Origin of the sequence: Rhodoferax potami, assembly GCF_032193765.1 — a bacterium.
In the GTDB taxonomy this organism is placed as follows: Bacteria; Pseudomonadota; Gammaproteobacteria; order Burkholderiales; family Burkholderiaceae_C; genus Allorhodoferax; species Allorhodoferax potami.
Window position 1 is genome coordinate 1 of record NZ_JAVBIJ010000001.1, and the last position, 16,218, is coordinate 16,218.

Below are 16,218 nucleotides of genomic sequence, written 5' to 3' on the forward strand. Positions count from 1 at the left end.
CCCACCTGAGTAGGTGGGGTTTTTTTCGTCCGTACTTTGCCTATCGTTGTATGGTGTTTCGTTGTATGGCGTTTCAATCGGTTGCATTTAGGTGTCTTATCCACGCCTCTTCTCGTTCCTCGATCGTCCTAAGAAAGATATCGCTACGGCCTTTCAGCTGAGCAAGTTCACTGAACGTCTCAAAGCCCTTTTCGAGGAAGCCTTGAAGCGCAGACAGATTGGCTGCGCGGGCGGGTAGGCGCATCGCCCTAAGCGTCATTCGAATCCCACGCATGGTTGTTATGCGTTCCAGCCTTCTGCCCAGATCCAAGACCATTTTTAGTTGTTGCGTTCTTTGTGCTGAAAGTCCGCTCACAAGCCACGCTACCGCATAGGTCGCGTTCTCCAACGGTACTTGGCGTGGCCTATTGCCCAATGATTCGACTGCTTCGGCCATTTTTGTGTCCAAAAGCTCAGTCAGCGCGTGAAGTTCAGCGAGGTCTATGGCCACCTCGAGGATATTCCTCGGAAACATCCGCTCGATAGACTTGGCAATGCGTTCAAACTCTCGGTCACGTTGTGAGAAGTCTTGGTCTCCATAGATCTCCGTGAGAAAGAAATTGCATGCAGGACCATACGCCACGCTAGCGAGTAGATCGTGGTAAGTCTCTTGGAAACGCTTGCTCTGATAGGCTCTGACCGCACGTAAAGTCACACTGCGTGATGGGTGAGATTCGTTAGCGCTCCGAAGGAGCGCGATCTCATGAAATGCCCGGTGTATCTGATCGGCGCCTTTGTGGTTCTTCATGCTCGAGATCTTAGGAAGGCTTGTTCGCTAAGAAACACATCGGAGGGGGTTTAAAGCCCTTCCTCTACGCAAGCCAAGGGAAAACCCTTATATTCGCGGCCATGGACCGCCCAACGAATAACGACAAAAGCTCACTTAAGGCTGGAAGCCAGGATGTTGTGCGTGCAGCAAAAGATACAGGCATAGCGGTCAGCATACGGGCGCTAGGCCCCAATCACCGCGAGCGCTTAAGGAAGCATCTGTTAGCGCTGGAGACCGCGGATCGTTTCCTACGGTTTGGCTACGTCGCGACCGACCAACAGATTGCTGCGTATGTTGATCGCTTGGACTTTATCAATGATGCTGTATTTGGGGTCTTTAATCGCCGACTGCACATTGTTGCGATGGCCCACTTGGCTATCTGTAAATCCACTAATGGGCCCCCAGTAGGCGATTTCGGTGTCTCAGTAGCCCCGTCACTACGCGGCCATGGAATTGGCGGCAGGCTCTACGAGAGAGCCGCTTTGCACGCTCGCAATGAGGGTGTCGAGGTGCTTCAGATACAAGCGCTCGCTGAAAACGCCGCAATGTTGGCTATAGCCCGCAAGCGGGGTGCGACCGTTCACCGGCACGGCTCAGAATCAGAGGCGTATCTAAAATTGCCCCGTCCTGATTTGGAGTCACGACTGCGTGAGTTGGCAGGAGAGTATTGGGCGGGGTTGCATTACAGCCTCGTGGCCCAAAGCCGTATCTGGGTGGAAATGCTGAAGGGCTTTCAGAGCGTCCGCAGTCGGGCTATCGCCGCTGCAAAAATATGTTCGCCTTAGTGCTTAAGTGGGACACTTGGAAGGCAACTCCTCAGATCCGCTATCCTTGAGGCTTCGAAACCACCGCCCGACATGGGCAATCCCTAGTGTCTGATCCGCATCCAGCGCGCCATCTCGAACGAGAGGACAAGCGCACCTTCCTCCAGAAACTTGCCGAGTTCCTTCATCCCGGGCCCGATTCCACCGCGGAATTGATTGAGACACTGGCTGAGGCCGAAGACAACAACATCATCGGCGCAGAATCGCGGGTCATGCTGGAAGGCGTTATCCGGATGGCAGACATGTCTGCGGGTGATGTGATGGTCCCCGCGACCCGCATGGACCTGCTGGACATCCAGGCAACGACGGATGAGCTAATGCACAAGGTCATAGACACCGCGCACTCGCGCTTTCCTGTTTACGACGGTGAGCGCGAGAACATCATTGGCATCTTGATGGCCAAAGACCTGCTCAAGCTGCAGCGCGCGCCCGAGCTCAATATCCGCGCCCTCTTGCGTCCGGCCGTTTTCGTTCCAGAGTCCAAAGGATTGAATGACCTCTTGCGCGACTTCAGGGGCAACCGCAACCACTTGGCCATCGTGATCGATGAGTTCGGCCGAGTCGCTGGACTCATCACGATTGAAGACGTGCTGGAACAAATCGTCGGGGAAATTGAGGATGAATTCGATATTGCCGAAGACGAGGGCGACATCTTTGCGCTGGCCGACCAGACTTACCGGGTAAGTGGTGACACAACCCTCGAACGCATCAACGAGGCGTTCTCCCTCACCATGCGGGGCGAAGACCCTGAGGACGACTTTGACACGATTGGCGGCCTGATTGCCCATGAAATGGGCCATGTGCCCAAGCGCGGAGAGCGCTACAGCTTGTGTGGACTCGACTTTACGGTGCTGCACACCAAGGGTGGCGCGGTGAAGTGGTTCAAGGTTTCACATACTCCAGCACCAGGCATCACTGACTGATGATGGTCGTCCGCCGAGGTCAGGACCGACTGCCTGCGCCTCCTTGGGTGATGTTTGCTATCCTTTGTATAGCGGCAGTCGCACAATCTATCAGCGCTAGCTGGCCTTTTGATGCTTTTTTCTCCAAGGGGCAGCTCTTTTGGTGGATGCAGCCCATTGCTCTTGCGCTGCTAGTTTTCGCAGGGGCACAGGCGCGAAGTCCCAAAGCGGCTGCCCACTACGCATGGTGGTTCGCTACCGTTTGGCTCAGCACCACGTTCTGGTGGTTGTATGTGGCGATGCACACCTATGGTGGCTTGCCATCGCTGCTGGCCGCTATCGCGGTGGTTGCGTTGGCGGGGGCGTTAGCCGCTTACTACGCAGGTGCAGTGTGGGCTTGGCGCCAGTGGGCGCTGGGCACTCACTGGGGCGCTATTGTGGGTTTTGCGGCCCTTTGGCTCATGGCCGAAATGGCTCGCGGCACTTGGCTCACGGGTTTTGGCTGGGGCGCTATCGGGTACGCGCATATCGACGGCCCGCTGGCCTTCTTTTTGCCTTGGATTGGAAGCTACGGCGTCAGCGCCTTGGCAGCCGCTTGGGCCGCTTCGCTGGCTGTCGCCGTGGCGCGTCGTCAGATCGCACCTGCGGTGTGGGTCAGCGTGTTACTGATGGCGCCCACGCTGCTGCCTGCTGGCGCCAACCAGTGGACGACGCCTACTGGCACTCTGCAGGTCACTCTCTTGCAAGGGAATATTCCCCAGGACGAAAAGTTCGAAACCGGCAGTGGCGTGCCACTCGCGTTGCAGTGGTACCGCGACGCCTTGCTGCAAGCCGAGGGCGATTTAGTCGTCGCGCCAGAGACCGCCATTCCACTTTTGCCCCAACAGCTTCCCGAGGGTTACTGGGCCAGCTTAAGCAGCAGGTTCGAGACCTCGGCGCAAGCAGCATTAGTCGGTATACCGCTAGGGAGCTATCAGGCGGGCTACACCAATTCGGTGGTCGCTCTCGCAGCCGGTCAAACCGGCTGGCAATACGACAAACACCATTTGGTCCCTTTCGGGGAGTTCATTCCGCCGCTATTCAAGTGGTTTACCCGGCTGATGAACATTCCGCTCGGTGATTTCAACCGTGGCCCGCTCGGGCAGCCCTCTCTGGCCGTGAAAGGCGAACGGGTCGCCCCGAACATTTGCTACGAAGACTTGTATGGCGAAGAGCTGGCGACCCGGTTTACCGATGCCGGGCTTGCGCCCACGGTGTTTGCCAATGTGAGTAACCTCGGTTGGTTCAATCGCAGCGTGGCGCTGGACCAGCACCTCCACATTTCACGAGCGCGCGCTCTCGAGTTTCAGCGCCCGTTTGTGCGGGCCACCAATACCGGCGCGACCGCCATATTGAGCCACGAGGGCGTTGTCCAAGACCTGCTGCCACCCCAGACCCGCGGAGTGCTGCGAGGTGAGGTTCAGGGCCGAAGCGGAATCACCCCATTTGCGTGGTGGGCCTCTAGATACGGCCTGTGGCCCCTGTGGCTGATAGCGCTGGCTGTACTGGCCGTCTTGTGGCGGCAACGCGACTCCCATCCCCCTTCCTGATACCACCCTCGCTCCTGCGGTCACCCCGTAAAATGCGTGGTTTACTTGACCGCCTGCCCTGCACCGGCTCTTGCCGGAGATAGCTCTCACACCATGCTCACTTTTCAGCAAATTATTCTTCGCCTCCAGGACTACTGGGATCGCCAGGGTTGCGCGCTCTTGCAGCCCTATGACATGGAAGTCGGTGCCGGCACCTCACACACGGCCACCTTCTTGCGCGCCATCGGCCCTGAGCCATGGAAGGCTGCCTATGTGCAACCCAGCCGCCGGCCGAAAGACGGTCGCTATGGTGAGAATCCCAACCGCTTGCAGCACTACTACCAATACCAGGTGGTGTTGAAGCCTGCACCAGCCAATATTCTGGAGCTCTACCTCGGCTCCCTAGAGGCTTTGGGGTTCGATCTGAAAAAGAACGACATCCGCTTTGTGGAAGACGACTGGGAAAACCCCACACTGGGCGCATGGGGCCTGGGGTGGGAGGTCTGGCTCAACGGCATGGAAGTCACCCAGTTCACTTATTTCCAACAAGTGGGCGGCATTGATTGCAAGCCCGCTACGGGCGAGATCACATACGGCCTGGAGCGCTTGGCCATGTATCTGCAAGGCGTCGACAACGTCTACAACTTGCAGTGGACCGACACGCTGAAGTACGGCGACGTCTACCACCAGAACGAAGTCGAGCAGTCCACCTACAACTTCGAGCACAGCGACGCCGACTTTTTGTTCACCGCGTTCAATGCGCACGAGAAGCAAGCCAAATACCTGATCGAACAGCAACTGGCCCTGCCTGCCTATGAGCAAGTGCTCAAGGCCGCGCACAGTTTCAACCTGCTGGACGCACGGGGCGCTATCAGCGTGACTGAGCGCGCAGCGTATATCGGTCGCATCCGCAATCTGGCGCGCAGCGTGGCGCAGTCTTACTACGAGAGCCGGGAGCGTTTGGGCTTCCCGATGGCGCCGCGCGAGTGGATTGAACAGATGCCCAAGAAGGCCGCGTAAGCGCACGGAGAAACTAAGACATGACAACAAAAAACCTCCTGGTCGAACTGTTTGTAGAAGAGCTGCCCCCTAAGGCGCTGAAGAAGTTGGGCGAAGCCTTTGCCACGGTGCTGGCAGACTCCCTCAAGACTCAAGGCCTGGTGGCCGCGGATGCCGCAGTGACTCACTTTGCATCGCCGCGTCGTTTGGCTGTGCATGTGGCTGCAGTGGCGGCCCAAGCGGCAGACAAAGCCGTTTCGCAAAAGCTGATGCCTGTGGCCGTGGGCCTAGATGCATCCGGCAACGCCACCCCCGCCTTGCTCAAAAAGCTGCAAGCCTTGGGCGCCGATGCCAGCGCGGTCTCTACCCTGAAGCGCGCCGTGGACGGCAAGGCAGAAGCCTTGTTCTACGACAGCATGGTCACCGGAGTCACCTTGGTGGACGGCCTGCAAAAGGCCCTGCTGGAGAGCATTGCCAAGCTGCCTATCCCCAAGGTCATGAGCTACCAGCTGCAAAGCGGCTGCGAGCTGCCCGGCTGGACCAGCGTGAGTTTTGTGCGCCCAGCACACGGCTTGGTGGCTTTGCATGGCAGCGATGTCGTGCCAGTCCAAGCCCTCGGCCTGCACGCCGGCAATCACACCGAAGGCCATCGCTTTGAAGCTGCAGTGTCGCCCGTGGTGATTGCCGATGCCGACGCCTATGCCGCTACTTTGGCCAAAGATGGCGCGGTGATTGCCAGCTTTGCAGAGCGCCGCGCGGACATCGTCCGCCAGCTGGACGCTGCTGCAGCCAAGGTGGGTGGAGACTGCAAACCCATCGAAGATGCTGCCTTGCTGGACGAGGTGACCGCCCTGGTGGAGCGCCCCCATGTGCTGATTTGCGAATTCGAGGCCCAATTCCTCGACGTCCCGCAAGAGTGCCTGATTCTGACCATGAAGGCCAACCAGAAGTACTTCCCGCTGCTGGACGCAGCCGGCAAGCTCACCAACAAGTTCTTGGTGGTTAGCAACATCAACCCTGATGACGCCAGCTTGGTGATTGGCGGCAACGAGCGGGTGGTGCGCCCCCGTTTGGCCGATGCCAAGTTTTTCTTCGACCAAGACCGCAAAAAGACGCTTGCTTCCCGCGTGGAAGGCTTGGGCAAGGTCGTGTATCACAACAAGCTCGGCACCCAAGGCGAGCGCGTGGAGCGCGTGCGCGCAATTGCCAAGGCCATCGCAGCCCAACTGGGCGATGCAACGCTGGTGGCACAAGCCGACCAGGCCGCGCAGTTGGCCAAGACGGACCTGGTTACCGACATGGTGGGCGAATTCCCCGAGCTGCAAGGCATCATGGGCGGTTACTACGCCCTGAACGATGGCTTGGGTGAGACCGTCGCCCATGCGATCGAAGACCATTACAAGCCCCGCTTTGCGGGTGACGCGCTGCCCCGCAACACCGCGGGTGTGGTGGTCGCGCTGGCGGACAAGCTGGAAACCCTGGTCGGCATGTTCGGCATCGGCAATCTGCCCACTGGCGACAAAGACCCGTTTGCCCTGCGCCGTCACGCGCTGGGTGTGATCCGCATGTTGGTCGAAAAAGACTTGCCGCTAGATGTGTCTGCGCTAGTCCAAAGCGCGGTGCCAGCATTTGGCAGCCTGATTACCGATGCCTCTGCAGCACTCGTGGACTTCATGTTCGACCGCTTGGCCGGCTCCCTGCGTGAGCAGGGCTACAGTGCCCAAGAGGTCGATGCGGTGCTGGCCCTCAAGCCCCAGCGTCTGGGTGATGTCGCCAAGCGCCTGACCGCGGTGCGCGCCTTTGCGGCCTTGCCCGAGAGCGCTGCGTTGGCCGCCGCCAACAAGCGCATCAGCAACATCCTCAAAAAGACCGACGATGTGGACGCACACGTGAGCGAAGTGCTGTTGCAAGAAGCGGCCGAAAAGGCGCTGTTCGCAGCCATGCAAACCGTGCTGCCCCAGGCCCAAAGCCAGTGGCAAGCCGGCGACTACACCGCCTCGTTGCAGTCTTTGGCAGCTTTGCGCGTGCCGGTCGACGCCTTCTTTGAAGATGTCATGGTCAACGCAGAGCAGCTCGACCTGCGCCTGAACCGCTTGGGCCTGCTCAAGAGCCTGCACGTGGCGATGAACCGCGTGGCCGACCTGTCCAAGCTCGCGGCCTGACCGAAAGCGCTGTATGAAACTCTGCATTCTCGACCGCGACGGCACCATCAACGAAGACAGTGCGGAGTTTGTGAAGAGCTCTCACGAGTGGCGCCCCTTACCGGGCGCTTTGGAAGCCATCGCCAAACTCAACCATGCGGGTTGGCGTGTGGTGGTGGCGACCAACCAAAGCGGCCTGGGGCGTGGCTTGTTTGATGTGGTGTCGCTCAACGCCATGCACGCCAAAATGCACACCATGCTGGCGGCAGTGGGTGGCAAAGTGGATGCCATTTTTTACTGCCCCCATGCACCCGACGACAACTGTCGTTGCCGCAAACCAGAGCCGGGCTTGTTTGAGCAGATCGGTGAACGGTTTGGTGTCGACTTGCACGGTGTACCCGGCGTGGGCGATTCGGCCCGCGACCTGATCGCCGGTGCTGCGGTCGGCTGCGAGCCCCACCTGGTGCTGACCGGCAAAGCCGCCGCGCTGCGCGGTCGGCCACTGCCCGACAACTACCCGCCGGGCACCCGCGTCCATGACGATCTGATGGCTTTTGCCGATTACCTGGTAACCCGAACATGAGCGGCATGCCCCCCGTTGTATCTATTCCCACGCACAAAAAGCCCAACTGGCTGATGGCCGTGCTGCGGTCGTGCCTGCACATGCTGTGGATGTTGGTGACCGTGATCCCCTGGGGCATCATCATGCTGGTCGCCTCGATCCGGGTGCGTGGCAAGCCGCTGTGGTGGATGGCGGTGCGTTGGCTGGGCTGGGCGATTGATGGTGCCCGCGTGCTGCTGGGTATCCGCACCCGCGTGATCGGCTGGGAAAACCTGCCCACGGGCGACACCGCGCCGGCCATTTTGCTGGTCAAGCACCAGTCGACGTTTGAGACGTTTTTGATGCCCACCTTGATGCCGCATCCGCTGGCCTATGTGTTCAAAAAAGAACTGCTTTATGTGCCGTTTTTTGGATGGGCCATGGGGCGCTTGGACATGATCCACATAGACCGCAGCCAACGGACCGAGTCGTTTGCCAAAGTGGTCGAACAGGGCAAACGCCTGTTGGCGCAAGGCATCTGGGTCATCATGTTCCCCGAGGGCACGCGCATTCCCCGTGGCCAGACCGGTAATTATAAATTGGGCGGCACACGCCTCGCCGTGGCGACCGGCGCGCCGGTGATTCCGGTGGCCGTGACCAGTGCCAAATGCTGGCCCCGCAAAGCCTTCATCAAAACCCCCGGGGTGGTGGAAGTGTCGATTGGCAAACCTATCCCCAGCGAAGGCCGTGACCCCAAAGACTTGATGCAGGAAGTACAAACCTGGATCGAGGCTGAAATGCGCCGCCTGGACCCCGAGGCTTATCCCGTCAAAGACTGAGGCCGGTCCGCGCCATGCATCCGCTGCTGCGCTTTACGCTCGATCTTTTTGAGCCTTTTGAGGCTCCCGCTCAGGTAAATACTGCGCCTATAGCTCCTAAAAGAGTAGCAAAACGACACTCGCCCATCGCCGTCCCTGATCCGGTGGCCGGCGTAGTGACGGGGGCAACCCCTGTAGAGCGGGGGCCCTTTGAGCCCGGTCAGCCGATTGCCCAGGCTATTCAGGCCGTCCACTACAGCCACCCGCAGGCCAGTCGCGAAGTGAAGCTGGACGGTGCAGTGGTGCGCTACGCCTTTGCCCGGGGTAAGCGCCGAACCATCGGTTTCTCTGTCGGGCCGGATGGCTTGGCGGTGCGGGCACCCCGCTGGACGCCGTTGTATGAAGTAGACGCTGCTTTGCAAGAAAAGGCCGAGTGGATCATGCGCAAACTGCGCGAAACCCGCGAACGCACCACCCGCCAGCAAGAAGCGCAAATTGAATGGGCGCAGGGCGCCGAGTTTCCCTACCTCGGTGCGCCGGTGCGCATTGCGCTGGATTCTGCACATGCGTTCACCGCCAAAGGCGCTGCGCTGGATGCGCAGGCAGACGACGCGGGTGTGCGCATCCTGCGGGTTGCTCTGCCGCAAACGGCCACAGCGGCACAAATCCGCGATGCGGTGCAGGCCTGGCTGATGCGCGAGGCCAAGGCCTTGTTTCTGCAGCGTCTGGAGCACTTTGCGCCGCAGTTGCAAGTGCAGTGGAAGAAGCTGAGCCTGAGCAATGCGGGCACCCGGTGGGGCAGTGCCAAAAGCGATGGTTCCATCCGGCTGAATTGGCGCTTGATTCATTTCAGGCTGCCGGTCATCGACTACGTGGTGGCCCACGAGCTGAGCCATTTGCGGGTGATGGACCACAGCCCCCGGTTTTGGGACACCGTGCGCACCGTGGTGCCCGATTACGCCGAGTTGCGCCACAGCCTCAAGGACCCGGCAATACCCAAGTGGTAAGGCCCTGAGCCGCCCCTGCGGGCTTGCGGCTTTCCGGTATGGAATCTTTTGATTCATAATTGACGTTTACGTAAACGTCAACTTTCTACGGCCCGGCCGTAGCCCTACCGCACCATGAGCACCACCTTCAGCATTAGCGACCTGGCCAAAGAGTTCGACCTGACCACCCGCGCTATCCGCTTCTACGAGGACTTGGGGCTTTTGCAGCCCGAGCGTACGGGCCCCGGCGGGCGCAACCGGGTGTACAGCGGGCGGGACCGTACCCGCCTCAAGCTCACCCTGCGGGCCAAGCGCCTGGGCCTGAGTCTGACCGAGGCCAAAGACATCATCGAGATGTATGACAGCCCGCGCGACACCGGCGCGCAGTTGCAAAAGTTTCTGGACGTGTTGGCCGCCCACCGCAAACAGGTCGAAGAGCAAATGGCAGACCTGCAGGCCAACCTCGACGAGATCAAAGTTCACCAGCGTGAGGCCAAGGCGCTGCTGGCCAAAAGCGAGGCCCACGCCGACAAGGCCTCCGGCAAGCCGGCCTCCAAGGCAAGCAACAAAGCGCCTGTGAAACCGGCCCACAAACCGGCTGCCAAAGTGCCAGGCAAAGCGACTGGCAAAAAAATCGCACAGGCCTGACCGCTGTGCCGCGCGTCATCGCGCTGACTCATAACCCCACTACAACGAGGAGACACCCATGAGCAATCTGCCCGGACTCAACTACCAACTCGGCGAAGACATTGACGCCCTGCGCGACGCGGTGCGCGAGTTCGCCCAAGCCGAAATCGCCCCCCGCGCCGCCGAGATCGACCGCAGCGACCAGTTCCCCATGGACCTGTGGCGCAAGATGGGCGACCTGGGGGTGCTCGGCATCACCGTGGGCGAGGAATACGGCGGCGCCAACATGGGCTACCTAGCCCACATGGTGGCCATGGAAGAAATCAGCCGCGCCAGCGCCTCGGTGGGCCTGAGCTATGGCGCGCACAGTAACTTGTGTGTGAACCAGATCAAGCGCAACGGCACGCCCGAGCAGCGCGCCAAGTACCTGCCCAAACTCATCACCGGCGAGCACGTGGGTGCACTGGCCATGAGCGAGCCCGGCGCCGGTAGCGATGTGCTGAGCATGAAGCTCAAGGCCGAAGACAAGGGCGGCTACTACCTGCTCAACGGCAACAAGATGTGGATCACCAACGGCCCAGATGCTGATACCTTGGTTGTCTACGCCAAGAGCGAACCCGAGCTGGGCGCACGCGGCGTCACCGCGTTCCTGATCGAAAAGTCCATGCCCGGCTTCAGCATTGCCCAGAAGCTGGACAAACTCGGCATGCGTGGCAGCCACACTGGCGAGCTGGTGTTCAACAACGTGGAAGTGCCGCTGGCCAACGTGCTGGGGCAGGTCAATGGCGGCGCCAAGGTGCTGATGAGCGGCTTGGACTACGAGCGTGCAGTGCTCTCCGGCGGACCGCTGGGCATCATGCAGGCGGTGATGGACAACGTGATTCCTTACATCCACGACCGCAAGCAGTTCGGCCAGAGCATCGGCGAGTTCCAGCTTATTCAGGGCAAGGTAGCCGACATGTACACCGTGCTGCAAGCCGGCCGGGCCTTCGCCTACACCGTGGCCAAGAATCTGGACTTGCTCGGCGTCGAGCATGTCCGCCAGGTCCGCAAAGATTGCGCTTCCGTCATTTTGTGGACGGCCGAAAAGGCCACCTGGATGGCAGGCGAGGGCGTGCAGATTTTCGGTGGCAACGGCTACATCAACGAGTACCCGCTGGGGCGCTTGTGGCGCGATGCCAAGTTGTATGAAATCGGAGCCGGTACCAGCGAGATCCGCCGCATGCTCATCGGACGGGAGCTGTTCGCTGAGACAATGTAGGGGCTATGAAACATGCCATTGCTCGTACCCTGACATCCACACTCCACGGCATCCTGCGCGGCCTGATGCGCGCATGGGTGCTCATCGTGCCGCTCGTCGTGGCGCTGAGTGTGATCCGGTGGGGGCAGTTGGCGTATTTTTGGCCGCAAGGCTACCAGGCCAGTAGCAGCGACCTTGCCACCGTGGCGGTGCAGGGCTTCCGCTTCGACCTCAAGGTCAGCGCGATTGCCGGCTTCTTGCTATTGCTGGTGCTCCCCTGGGTGTCGGGCCCGGTGTACCGGCGGCTGGTAACCGGGCTGGTTTGCCTTTTTGTGTTTCTCGGGTTTATCAACCTGCACTATTTCGGGTTCTACAAAACCCCGATCGATTCGGTCATCTTCGGTTTGTTTGAGGATGACACGGCTGCGGTGTTGCAGACCATCTGGCACGATTTCCCCGTGGTCGGGACCCTCTTGGCAGTCGCGGCTACTGCGCTGCTGGGGCTGGTGATTCACCGGCGGGTTGTGGACTGGGTGGAGCCCGATACGGTGCTGCAAAAGCGCGCTGTCACTTTGCGCATGTTGGCGGTGGTGGTGGCCTTGTTCGCCTTGCTGTTTGCGGGCAAGGGCACCCTTCGCCAGATGGCATTGCAGCGCCAGCATTTGACGGTGACGACCTCCCAGTTTCTGAACGACATGGTGCCCAACGGCGTCATCGCGCTCAAATACGCGTGGGATAACCGACGACAATCGCAAAACCTGTCAGACCCGCTGGTGGGCCTGAAGGCTCTGGGCTTCGACTCGCCACAGGCCGCAGCCCAGGTGCTGGGCCTGCCCCATGCCACCGAGGCCGAGGTGCGTGACGCCCTCTATCGCCACGAGCCGCTACCCGCCGGCACCCCCAAAAAGAACCTGGTGTTCTTCTTGATGGAGTCGTGGAGCGCAGAACCCATGCTCTACCAAAGCCCCACGTTTGACGTGCTGGGCCGCATGGCCCCCACCCTGGACAAGGCCTGCCATTTCAGCAACTTCGAGTCGGCACAGCCGGGCACCCACCCGTCGCTGGAGGCTATATTGTTTTCGAGCCCGATCACGCCGCTCACCATGGGCGATGCTGGTCGCAAGCCCCTGCCTTGGGGCGTGGCGCAGGTAGCCAAGCAGGCCGGGTATGACACCTTGTTTGTCACCTCAGCCCGCTCTGGCTGGCGCGACCTGAACCGGGTGCTCAAGGTGCAGGGTTTTGACGAAGTCATTGACGCCAACAACCTCAAGGCCGATTACCCGGATGCAACTATCGGGCTCTGGGGCGTGTGGGATAGCTATGTTTACCGCTACCTTGAAAAGCGGATGGCCGCCCAGCCCAAAGACCGGCCCCTGTTTGTGTTTGTGCTCACCGCGACCAACCACCCGCCGTACGACCTGCCAGCCGATTATCAAAAGGTGCCCTTGGACATGTCCCAGTGGAAGGGCGAAACCAGCGAAGCCACTCTGGTGCCCAATCTCCACACCTACCGCTATGCGCACGATTTGTTGGGCGCTTTCGTGCAGCAGGTGCAAAGCGGCCCGCTGAAAGACACCACCCTGATTGCCGCCACCGGTGACCACAATGTGCGCTCCTTCGGCGTGTACGCTGAGCCCAGCCGCCGCTACTTGATGCGGCAGGTGCCGTTTGTGATCTGGGGCCCGCAGCTGCGCTGTGGCCAGCAGCTGACCCAGCCAGCCAGCCACCGGGACATGTTCAACACCCTTTTTCCGCTGGCCGGTATTGAGGGCAACTACATCAACGCCGGGCGCAACCTGCTCAAAGACGTGCCGGCACAACCCGACCCGATGAACGCGCCGCGCGGCCTTTTCTTCACCGGCGAGGCGCGCAATGCCCAAGGCATGTGGCAGCTCGGCAACCCCAAGTCGTTTGTATGCACCGCGGCCCGACCACCGCAGAGCTGCGAGTTCAATGCACAAGACGATTTGCAGGAACGTGCCCGGTACGCACTCCTCGATTGGAATGTGCGCATCTCTCTTAAGAAATAATCAGGGCTATGACAGACAAACTCAACGACCTTTTCTCCCGCAATCGCGCATGGGCCGCGGAGATGGAGCGCACCCGTCCGGGCTTTTTCACCGGGCTGGCCAACCAGCAAAAACCCAAGTACATGTGGATCGGCTGCTCCGACAGCCGGGTGCCCGCCAACGAAATCATCGGTTTGGCACCGGGCGAAATTTTTGTGCACCGTAACGTCGCCAACGTGGTGGTGCATTCGGATCTGAATGCGCTGTCCACCATTCAGTTTGCGGTAGAGCGACTCAAGGTCAAGCATGTGATGGTCGTGGGTCACTACGGCTGCTCTGGCGTGCAAGCGGCGCTCGAAGGTGCCCGTATCGGCCTGGCCGACAACTGGCTGCGCCATATTCAAGACGTGCGGGACCGCCACCGCGATATCCTGGACGCCATCCCCGACCACGGCAAAGCCGCCGCCTTGTGCGAGCTCAATGTGATCGAACAGGTGATCAACGTCGCGCAAAGCACTGTGCTGCAAGACGCCTGGGCCGCAGGGCAGGAAGTGACGCTGCATGGCTGGGTGTACGGCGTACACGACGGCCTGGTGCAAGACCTGCACATGACCGTGGGCCGCGAAGACAACCTCGATGCGCTGTACCGGGAAGCGATTTCCGGCGTGCGGCTCATGCCCCGCCATCCTCGTTAAGCATAAAAACGACCTGTAGCGCTCATGGAATATGCGCGGGCAGCTATCAAAAATATAGTGAAACTCGCGCATGTTTCCTACCCGGCTTGATTCCTCGGTTGCCTACGACATTGCGCGGGCGCTGCTCGACGGCTTTAACCGCCACTACCAACTCTTCCGCACCGAGAGTGCGCGTGCCAAGCACCGGTTTGAAACCCGCGATTGGCATGGCCAGCAGCGCGCCCAGCGCGAGCGCATCGAGTTTTACGGCTTGCGGGTGCAAGAGTGCTCGCGCCGGCTGGAGCGCGAGTTCAAGGCCGGCGAGCAGGGCGCCGAGGTGTGGCAGCAGATCAAGCTGCACTACATCGGCCTGTTGGTGAATCACCATCAGCCGGAACTGGCCGAGACCTTCTTCAACTCGGTGACCACCAAGATCCTGCACCGCAGTTACTTCCAGAACGATTTCATTTTTGTGCGGCCAGCGGTCAGTACCGAGTACATCGAGAACCTCGATGCGCCGGGCGCCCGCTACCAGCCCACCTACCGCTGCTACTACCCTACCCTGGACGACGTGCAGGCGCAGCTGGTGCGCATGGTGCAGGACTTCGACCTGCGGGTCCCGTTTGAAGACCTGGAGCGCGATGCCCGCAGCGTGTTGGCGGTGATGACCCGGCAGTTGGGCGAGGCCAAGCTGCTCGCCAATTTTCAGGTGCAGGTGCTCTCCAGCCTGTTCTTCCGCAATAAGGGCGGCTACATCATCGGCAAGCTGATCAACGGCTACACCGAGGCCGGCTTTGCCCTGCCGGTGCTGCACAGCAAAGACGGCCAGCTGCGTATCGATGCGGCGCTGTTCGGGGAGGATGACCTGCTGCGTCTTTTCAGTTTTGCGCGGGCGTATTTCATGGTGGACATGGAGATCCCGAGCGCCTATGTGCAGTTTTTGCGCAGCATGATGCCGCGCAAACCCCGCAACGAAATCTACAACGCACTGGGGCTGGCCAAGCAGGGAAAGACGCTGTTCTACCGCGACTTTCTGCACCATCTGCAGCACAGCAGCGACAAGTTTCGTATCGCCGCCGGCATCAAGGGCATGGTGATGCTGGTGTTTGACCTGCCCAGCTACCCCTATGTGTTCAAGGTCATCAAAGACTACTTTCCGCATCAGAAGGAAACCACGCGTGAGCAGGTCAGGGCGAAGTACCAGCTGGTCAAGCTGCACGACCGCGTGGGTCGCATGGCCGATACGTTGGACTATGGCGATGTCGCTTTCCCGCACGACCGCTTTAGCGATGAGCTGATCGCCGAGCTGCAGCAGTTTGCGCCCAGCCAATTGGAGATCAGCGACCGCGATGGCGATGGCCGCACCGAGGTCATCCTCAAGCATGTCTACATCGAGCGCCGCATGATCCCGCTCAATATGTACCTGCAAGAGGCGTTTGATGCGGGCGGTGCGGATCGCAGCAACCAAAGCCCCGCGGCCCTGCGGGCACGCCACCAGATTGAGCGCTCGGTGATCGACTACGGCTACGCAATCAAAGACATGGTGGCCGCCAACATCTTCCCCGGCGACATGCTCTGGAAGAACTTCGGTATCACCCGTAATAACAAGGTCGTTTTTTACGACTACGACGAAATCGAATACCTCACCGATTGCAACTTCCGCAAAGTGCCCGAGCCGCGCAACGAGGAAGAAGAAATGTCCGGCGAGATTTGGTACGCCGTGGGCCCGCGTGATGTGTTCCCGGAAACTTTTGCACCTTTTCTGCTGGGCAATCCGCTGGTGCGCGACGTGTTCATGCAATACCACGCCAACCTGCTGGACCCCGGCTTTTGGCAAATGCAAAAGGAGCGGATTGCGGCGGGGTATGTGCACGATGTGTACCCGTATGAGAAAGACAAACGCTTCACTCGCCCGTGAGTTTTTACTTTGACGTACACTCCGCGTTGCCCGGGGTGCGCAGTGGTTGCGCTGAGATGGATACCAAACCCGTGAACTTGATCTGGTTCATACCAGCGTAAGAAGTGCAGAGCAGTGCCCCCGGCCGTGTGCCGTGCGGGCCGTGGCTCATTCCAAGTTTTCG

General features: G+C 60.2%; 14 protein-coding genes and 1 riboswitch. Of the genes, 13 read left to right on the forward strand and 1 reads right to left on the reverse strand.

Translation table 11 applies throughout. From position 1 onward, the window contains the following. Positions 1–73: 73 nt before the first annotated feature. A complete protein-coding gene (locus RAE21_RS00005; RefSeq protein ID WP_313879560.1) occupies positions 74–787 on the reverse strand; it encodes a DUF8198 family protein in 714 nt (237 codons plus the stop codon). A 101-nt stretch (positions 788–888) separates the two neighbouring features. Between RAE21_RS00005 and RAE21_RS00010 the strand changes: the two genes are divergently transcribed. The 13 genes from RAE21_RS00010 to aceK all read left to right on the forward strand — a co-directional run bounded on the left by RAE21_RS00010 (position 889) and on the right by aceK (position 16,055). Then, a complete protein-coding gene (locus RAE21_RS00010) occupies positions 889–1,593 on the forward strand; it encodes a GNAT family N-acetyltransferase (protein ID WP_313879561.1) in 705 nt (234 codons plus the stop codon). Positions 1,594–1,679: 86 nt separating this feature from the next. After that, positions 1,680–2,555: a CorC family transporter gene (locus RAE21_RS00015; RefSeq protein ID WP_313879562.1), complete on the forward strand. Its 876-nt coding sequence runs from the start codon at positions 1,680–1,682 to the stop codon at positions 2,553–2,555. Between the two features lie 146 nt (positions 2,556–2,701). Then, entirely contained in the window at positions 2,702–4,123 is a 1,422-nt protein-coding gene (gene lnt / locus RAE21_RS00020; protein ID WP_313879563.1) for an apolipoprotein N-acyltransferase, read from the forward strand. 93 nt (positions 4,124–4,216) lie between these two features. Further along, complete coding sequence (gene glyQ, locus RAE21_RS00025) at positions 4,217–5,122, forward strand: glycine--tRNA ligase subunit alpha (RefSeq protein WP_296509318.1); 906 nt, start codon at positions 4,217–4,219, stop codon at positions 5,120–5,122. Positions 5,123–5,142: 20 nt separating this feature from the next. Then, positions 5,143–7,263 carry a glycine--tRNA ligase subunit beta gene (glyS, locus tag RAE21_RS00030; protein ID WP_313879564.1) on the forward strand — a complete coding sequence of 707 codons (2,121 nt, stop codon included), beginning with the start codon at positions 5,143–5,145 and terminating at the stop codon, positions 7,261–7,263. 13 nt (positions 7,264–7,276) lie between these two features. Further along, positions 7,277–7,825 (forward strand): D-glycero-beta-D-manno-heptose 1,7-bisphosphate 7-phosphatase, encoded by a 549-nt coding sequence (gmhB, locus tag RAE21_RS00035; protein WP_313874139.1) that lies wholly within the window; start codon positions 7,277–7,279, stop codon positions 7,823–7,825. Positions 7,826–7,878: 53 nt separating this feature from the next. Continuing rightward, positions 7,879–8,622, forward strand: a complete 744-nt coding sequence (locus RAE21_RS00040; protein WP_313882617.1) for a lysophospholipid acyltransferase family protein — start codon at positions 7,879–7,881, stop codon at positions 8,620–8,622. A 14-nt stretch (positions 8,623–8,636) separates the two neighbouring features. After that, positions 8,637–9,608 carry a M48 family metallopeptidase gene (locus RAE21_RS00045; protein ID WP_313879565.1) on the forward strand — a complete coding sequence of 324 codons (972 nt, stop codon included), beginning with the start codon at positions 8,637–8,639 and terminating at the stop codon, positions 9,606–9,608. 114 nt (positions 9,609–9,722) lie between these two features. Continuing rightward, entirely contained in the window at positions 9,723–10,235 is a 513-nt protein-coding gene (locus RAE21_RS00050; RefSeq protein ID WP_313879566.1) for a MerR family transcriptional regulator, read from the forward strand. A 58-nt stretch (positions 10,236–10,293) separates the two neighbouring features. Then, positions 10,294–11,475, forward strand: a complete 1,182-nt coding sequence (locus RAE21_RS00055; RefSeq protein ID WP_313879567.1) for an isovaleryl-CoA dehydrogenase — start codon at positions 10,294–10,296, stop codon at positions 11,473–11,475. Between the two features lie 5 nt (positions 11,476–11,480). Continuing rightward, on the forward strand, positions 11,481–13,484 hold the full coding sequence (locus RAE21_RS00060; protein ID WP_313879568.1) for an LTA synthase family protein: 2,004 nt from the start codon (positions 11,481–11,483) through the stop codon (positions 13,482–13,484). A gap of 8 nt (positions 13,485–13,492) precedes the next feature. Further along, positions 13,493–14,158 (forward strand): carbonate dehydratase, encoded by a 666-nt coding sequence (gene can / locus RAE21_RS00065; RefSeq protein WP_313874134.1) that lies wholly within the window; start codon positions 13,493–13,495, stop codon positions 14,156–14,158. A 70-nt stretch (positions 14,159–14,228) separates the two neighbouring features. Continuing rightward, a complete protein-coding gene (gene aceK / locus RAE21_RS00070; protein ID WP_313879569.1) occupies positions 14,229–16,055 on the forward strand; it encodes a bifunctional isocitrate dehydrogenase kinase/phosphatase in 1,827 nt (608 codons plus the stop codon). A 21-nt stretch (positions 16,056–16,076) separates the two neighbouring features. Further along, positions 16,077–16,177, forward strand: a riboswitch (TPP riboswitch). The last annotated feature ends 41 nt before the right edge of the window (positions 16,178–16,218 follow it).

What these genes read in the sequence shown, in the direction of transcription:
- RAE21_RS00005 (WP_313879560.1), bottom strand. Translation starts at nt 787, where the DNA reads ATGAAGAACCACAAAGGCGCCGATCAGATACACCGGGCATTTCATGAG.
- RAE21_RS00010 (WP_313879561.1), top strand. Translation starts at nt 889, where the DNA reads ATGGACCGCCCAACGAATAACGACAAAAGCTCACTTAAGGCTGGAAGC.
- lnt (WP_313879563.1), top strand. Translation starts at nt 2,702, where the DNA reads ATGCAGCCCATTGCTCTTGCGCTGCTAGTTTTCGCAGGGGCACAGGCG.
- glyQ (WP_296509318.1), top strand. Translation starts at nt 4,217, where the DNA reads ATGCTCACTTTTCAGCAAATTATTCTTCGCCTCCAGGACTACTGGGAT.
- glyS (WP_313879564.1), top strand. Translation starts at nt 5,143, where the DNA reads ATGACAACAAAAAACCTCCTGGTCGAACTGTTTGTAGAAGAGCTGCCC.
- gmhB (WP_313874139.1), top strand. Translation starts at nt 7,277, where the DNA reads ATGAAACTCTGCATTCTCGACCGCGACGGCACCATCAACGAAGACAGT.
- RAE21_RS00040 (WP_313882617.1), top strand. Translation starts at nt 7,879, where the DNA reads ATGGCCGTGCTGCGGTCGTGCCTGCACATGCTGTGGATGTTGGTGACC.
- RAE21_RS00045 (WP_313879565.1), top strand. Translation starts at nt 8,637, where the DNA reads ATGCATCCGCTGCTGCGCTTTACGCTCGATCTTTTTGAGCCTTTTGAG.
- RAE21_RS00050 (WP_313879566.1), top strand. Translation starts at nt 9,723, where the DNA reads ATGAGCACCACCTTCAGCATTAGCGACCTGGCCAAAGAGTTCGACCTG.
- RAE21_RS00055 (WP_313879567.1), top strand. Translation starts at nt 10,294, where the DNA reads ATGAGCAATCTGCCCGGACTCAACTACCAACTCGGCGAAGACATTGAC.
- RAE21_RS00060 (WP_313879568.1), top strand. Translation starts at nt 11,481, where the DNA reads ATGAAACATGCCATTGCTCGTACCCTGACATCCACACTCCACGGCATC.
- can (WP_313874134.1), top strand. Translation starts at nt 13,493, where the DNA reads ATGACAGACAAACTCAACGACCTTTTCTCCCGCAATCGCGCATGGGCC.
- aceK (WP_313879569.1), top strand. Translation starts at nt 14,229, where the DNA reads ATGTTTCCTACCCGGCTTGATTCCTCGGTTGCCTACGACATTGCGCGG.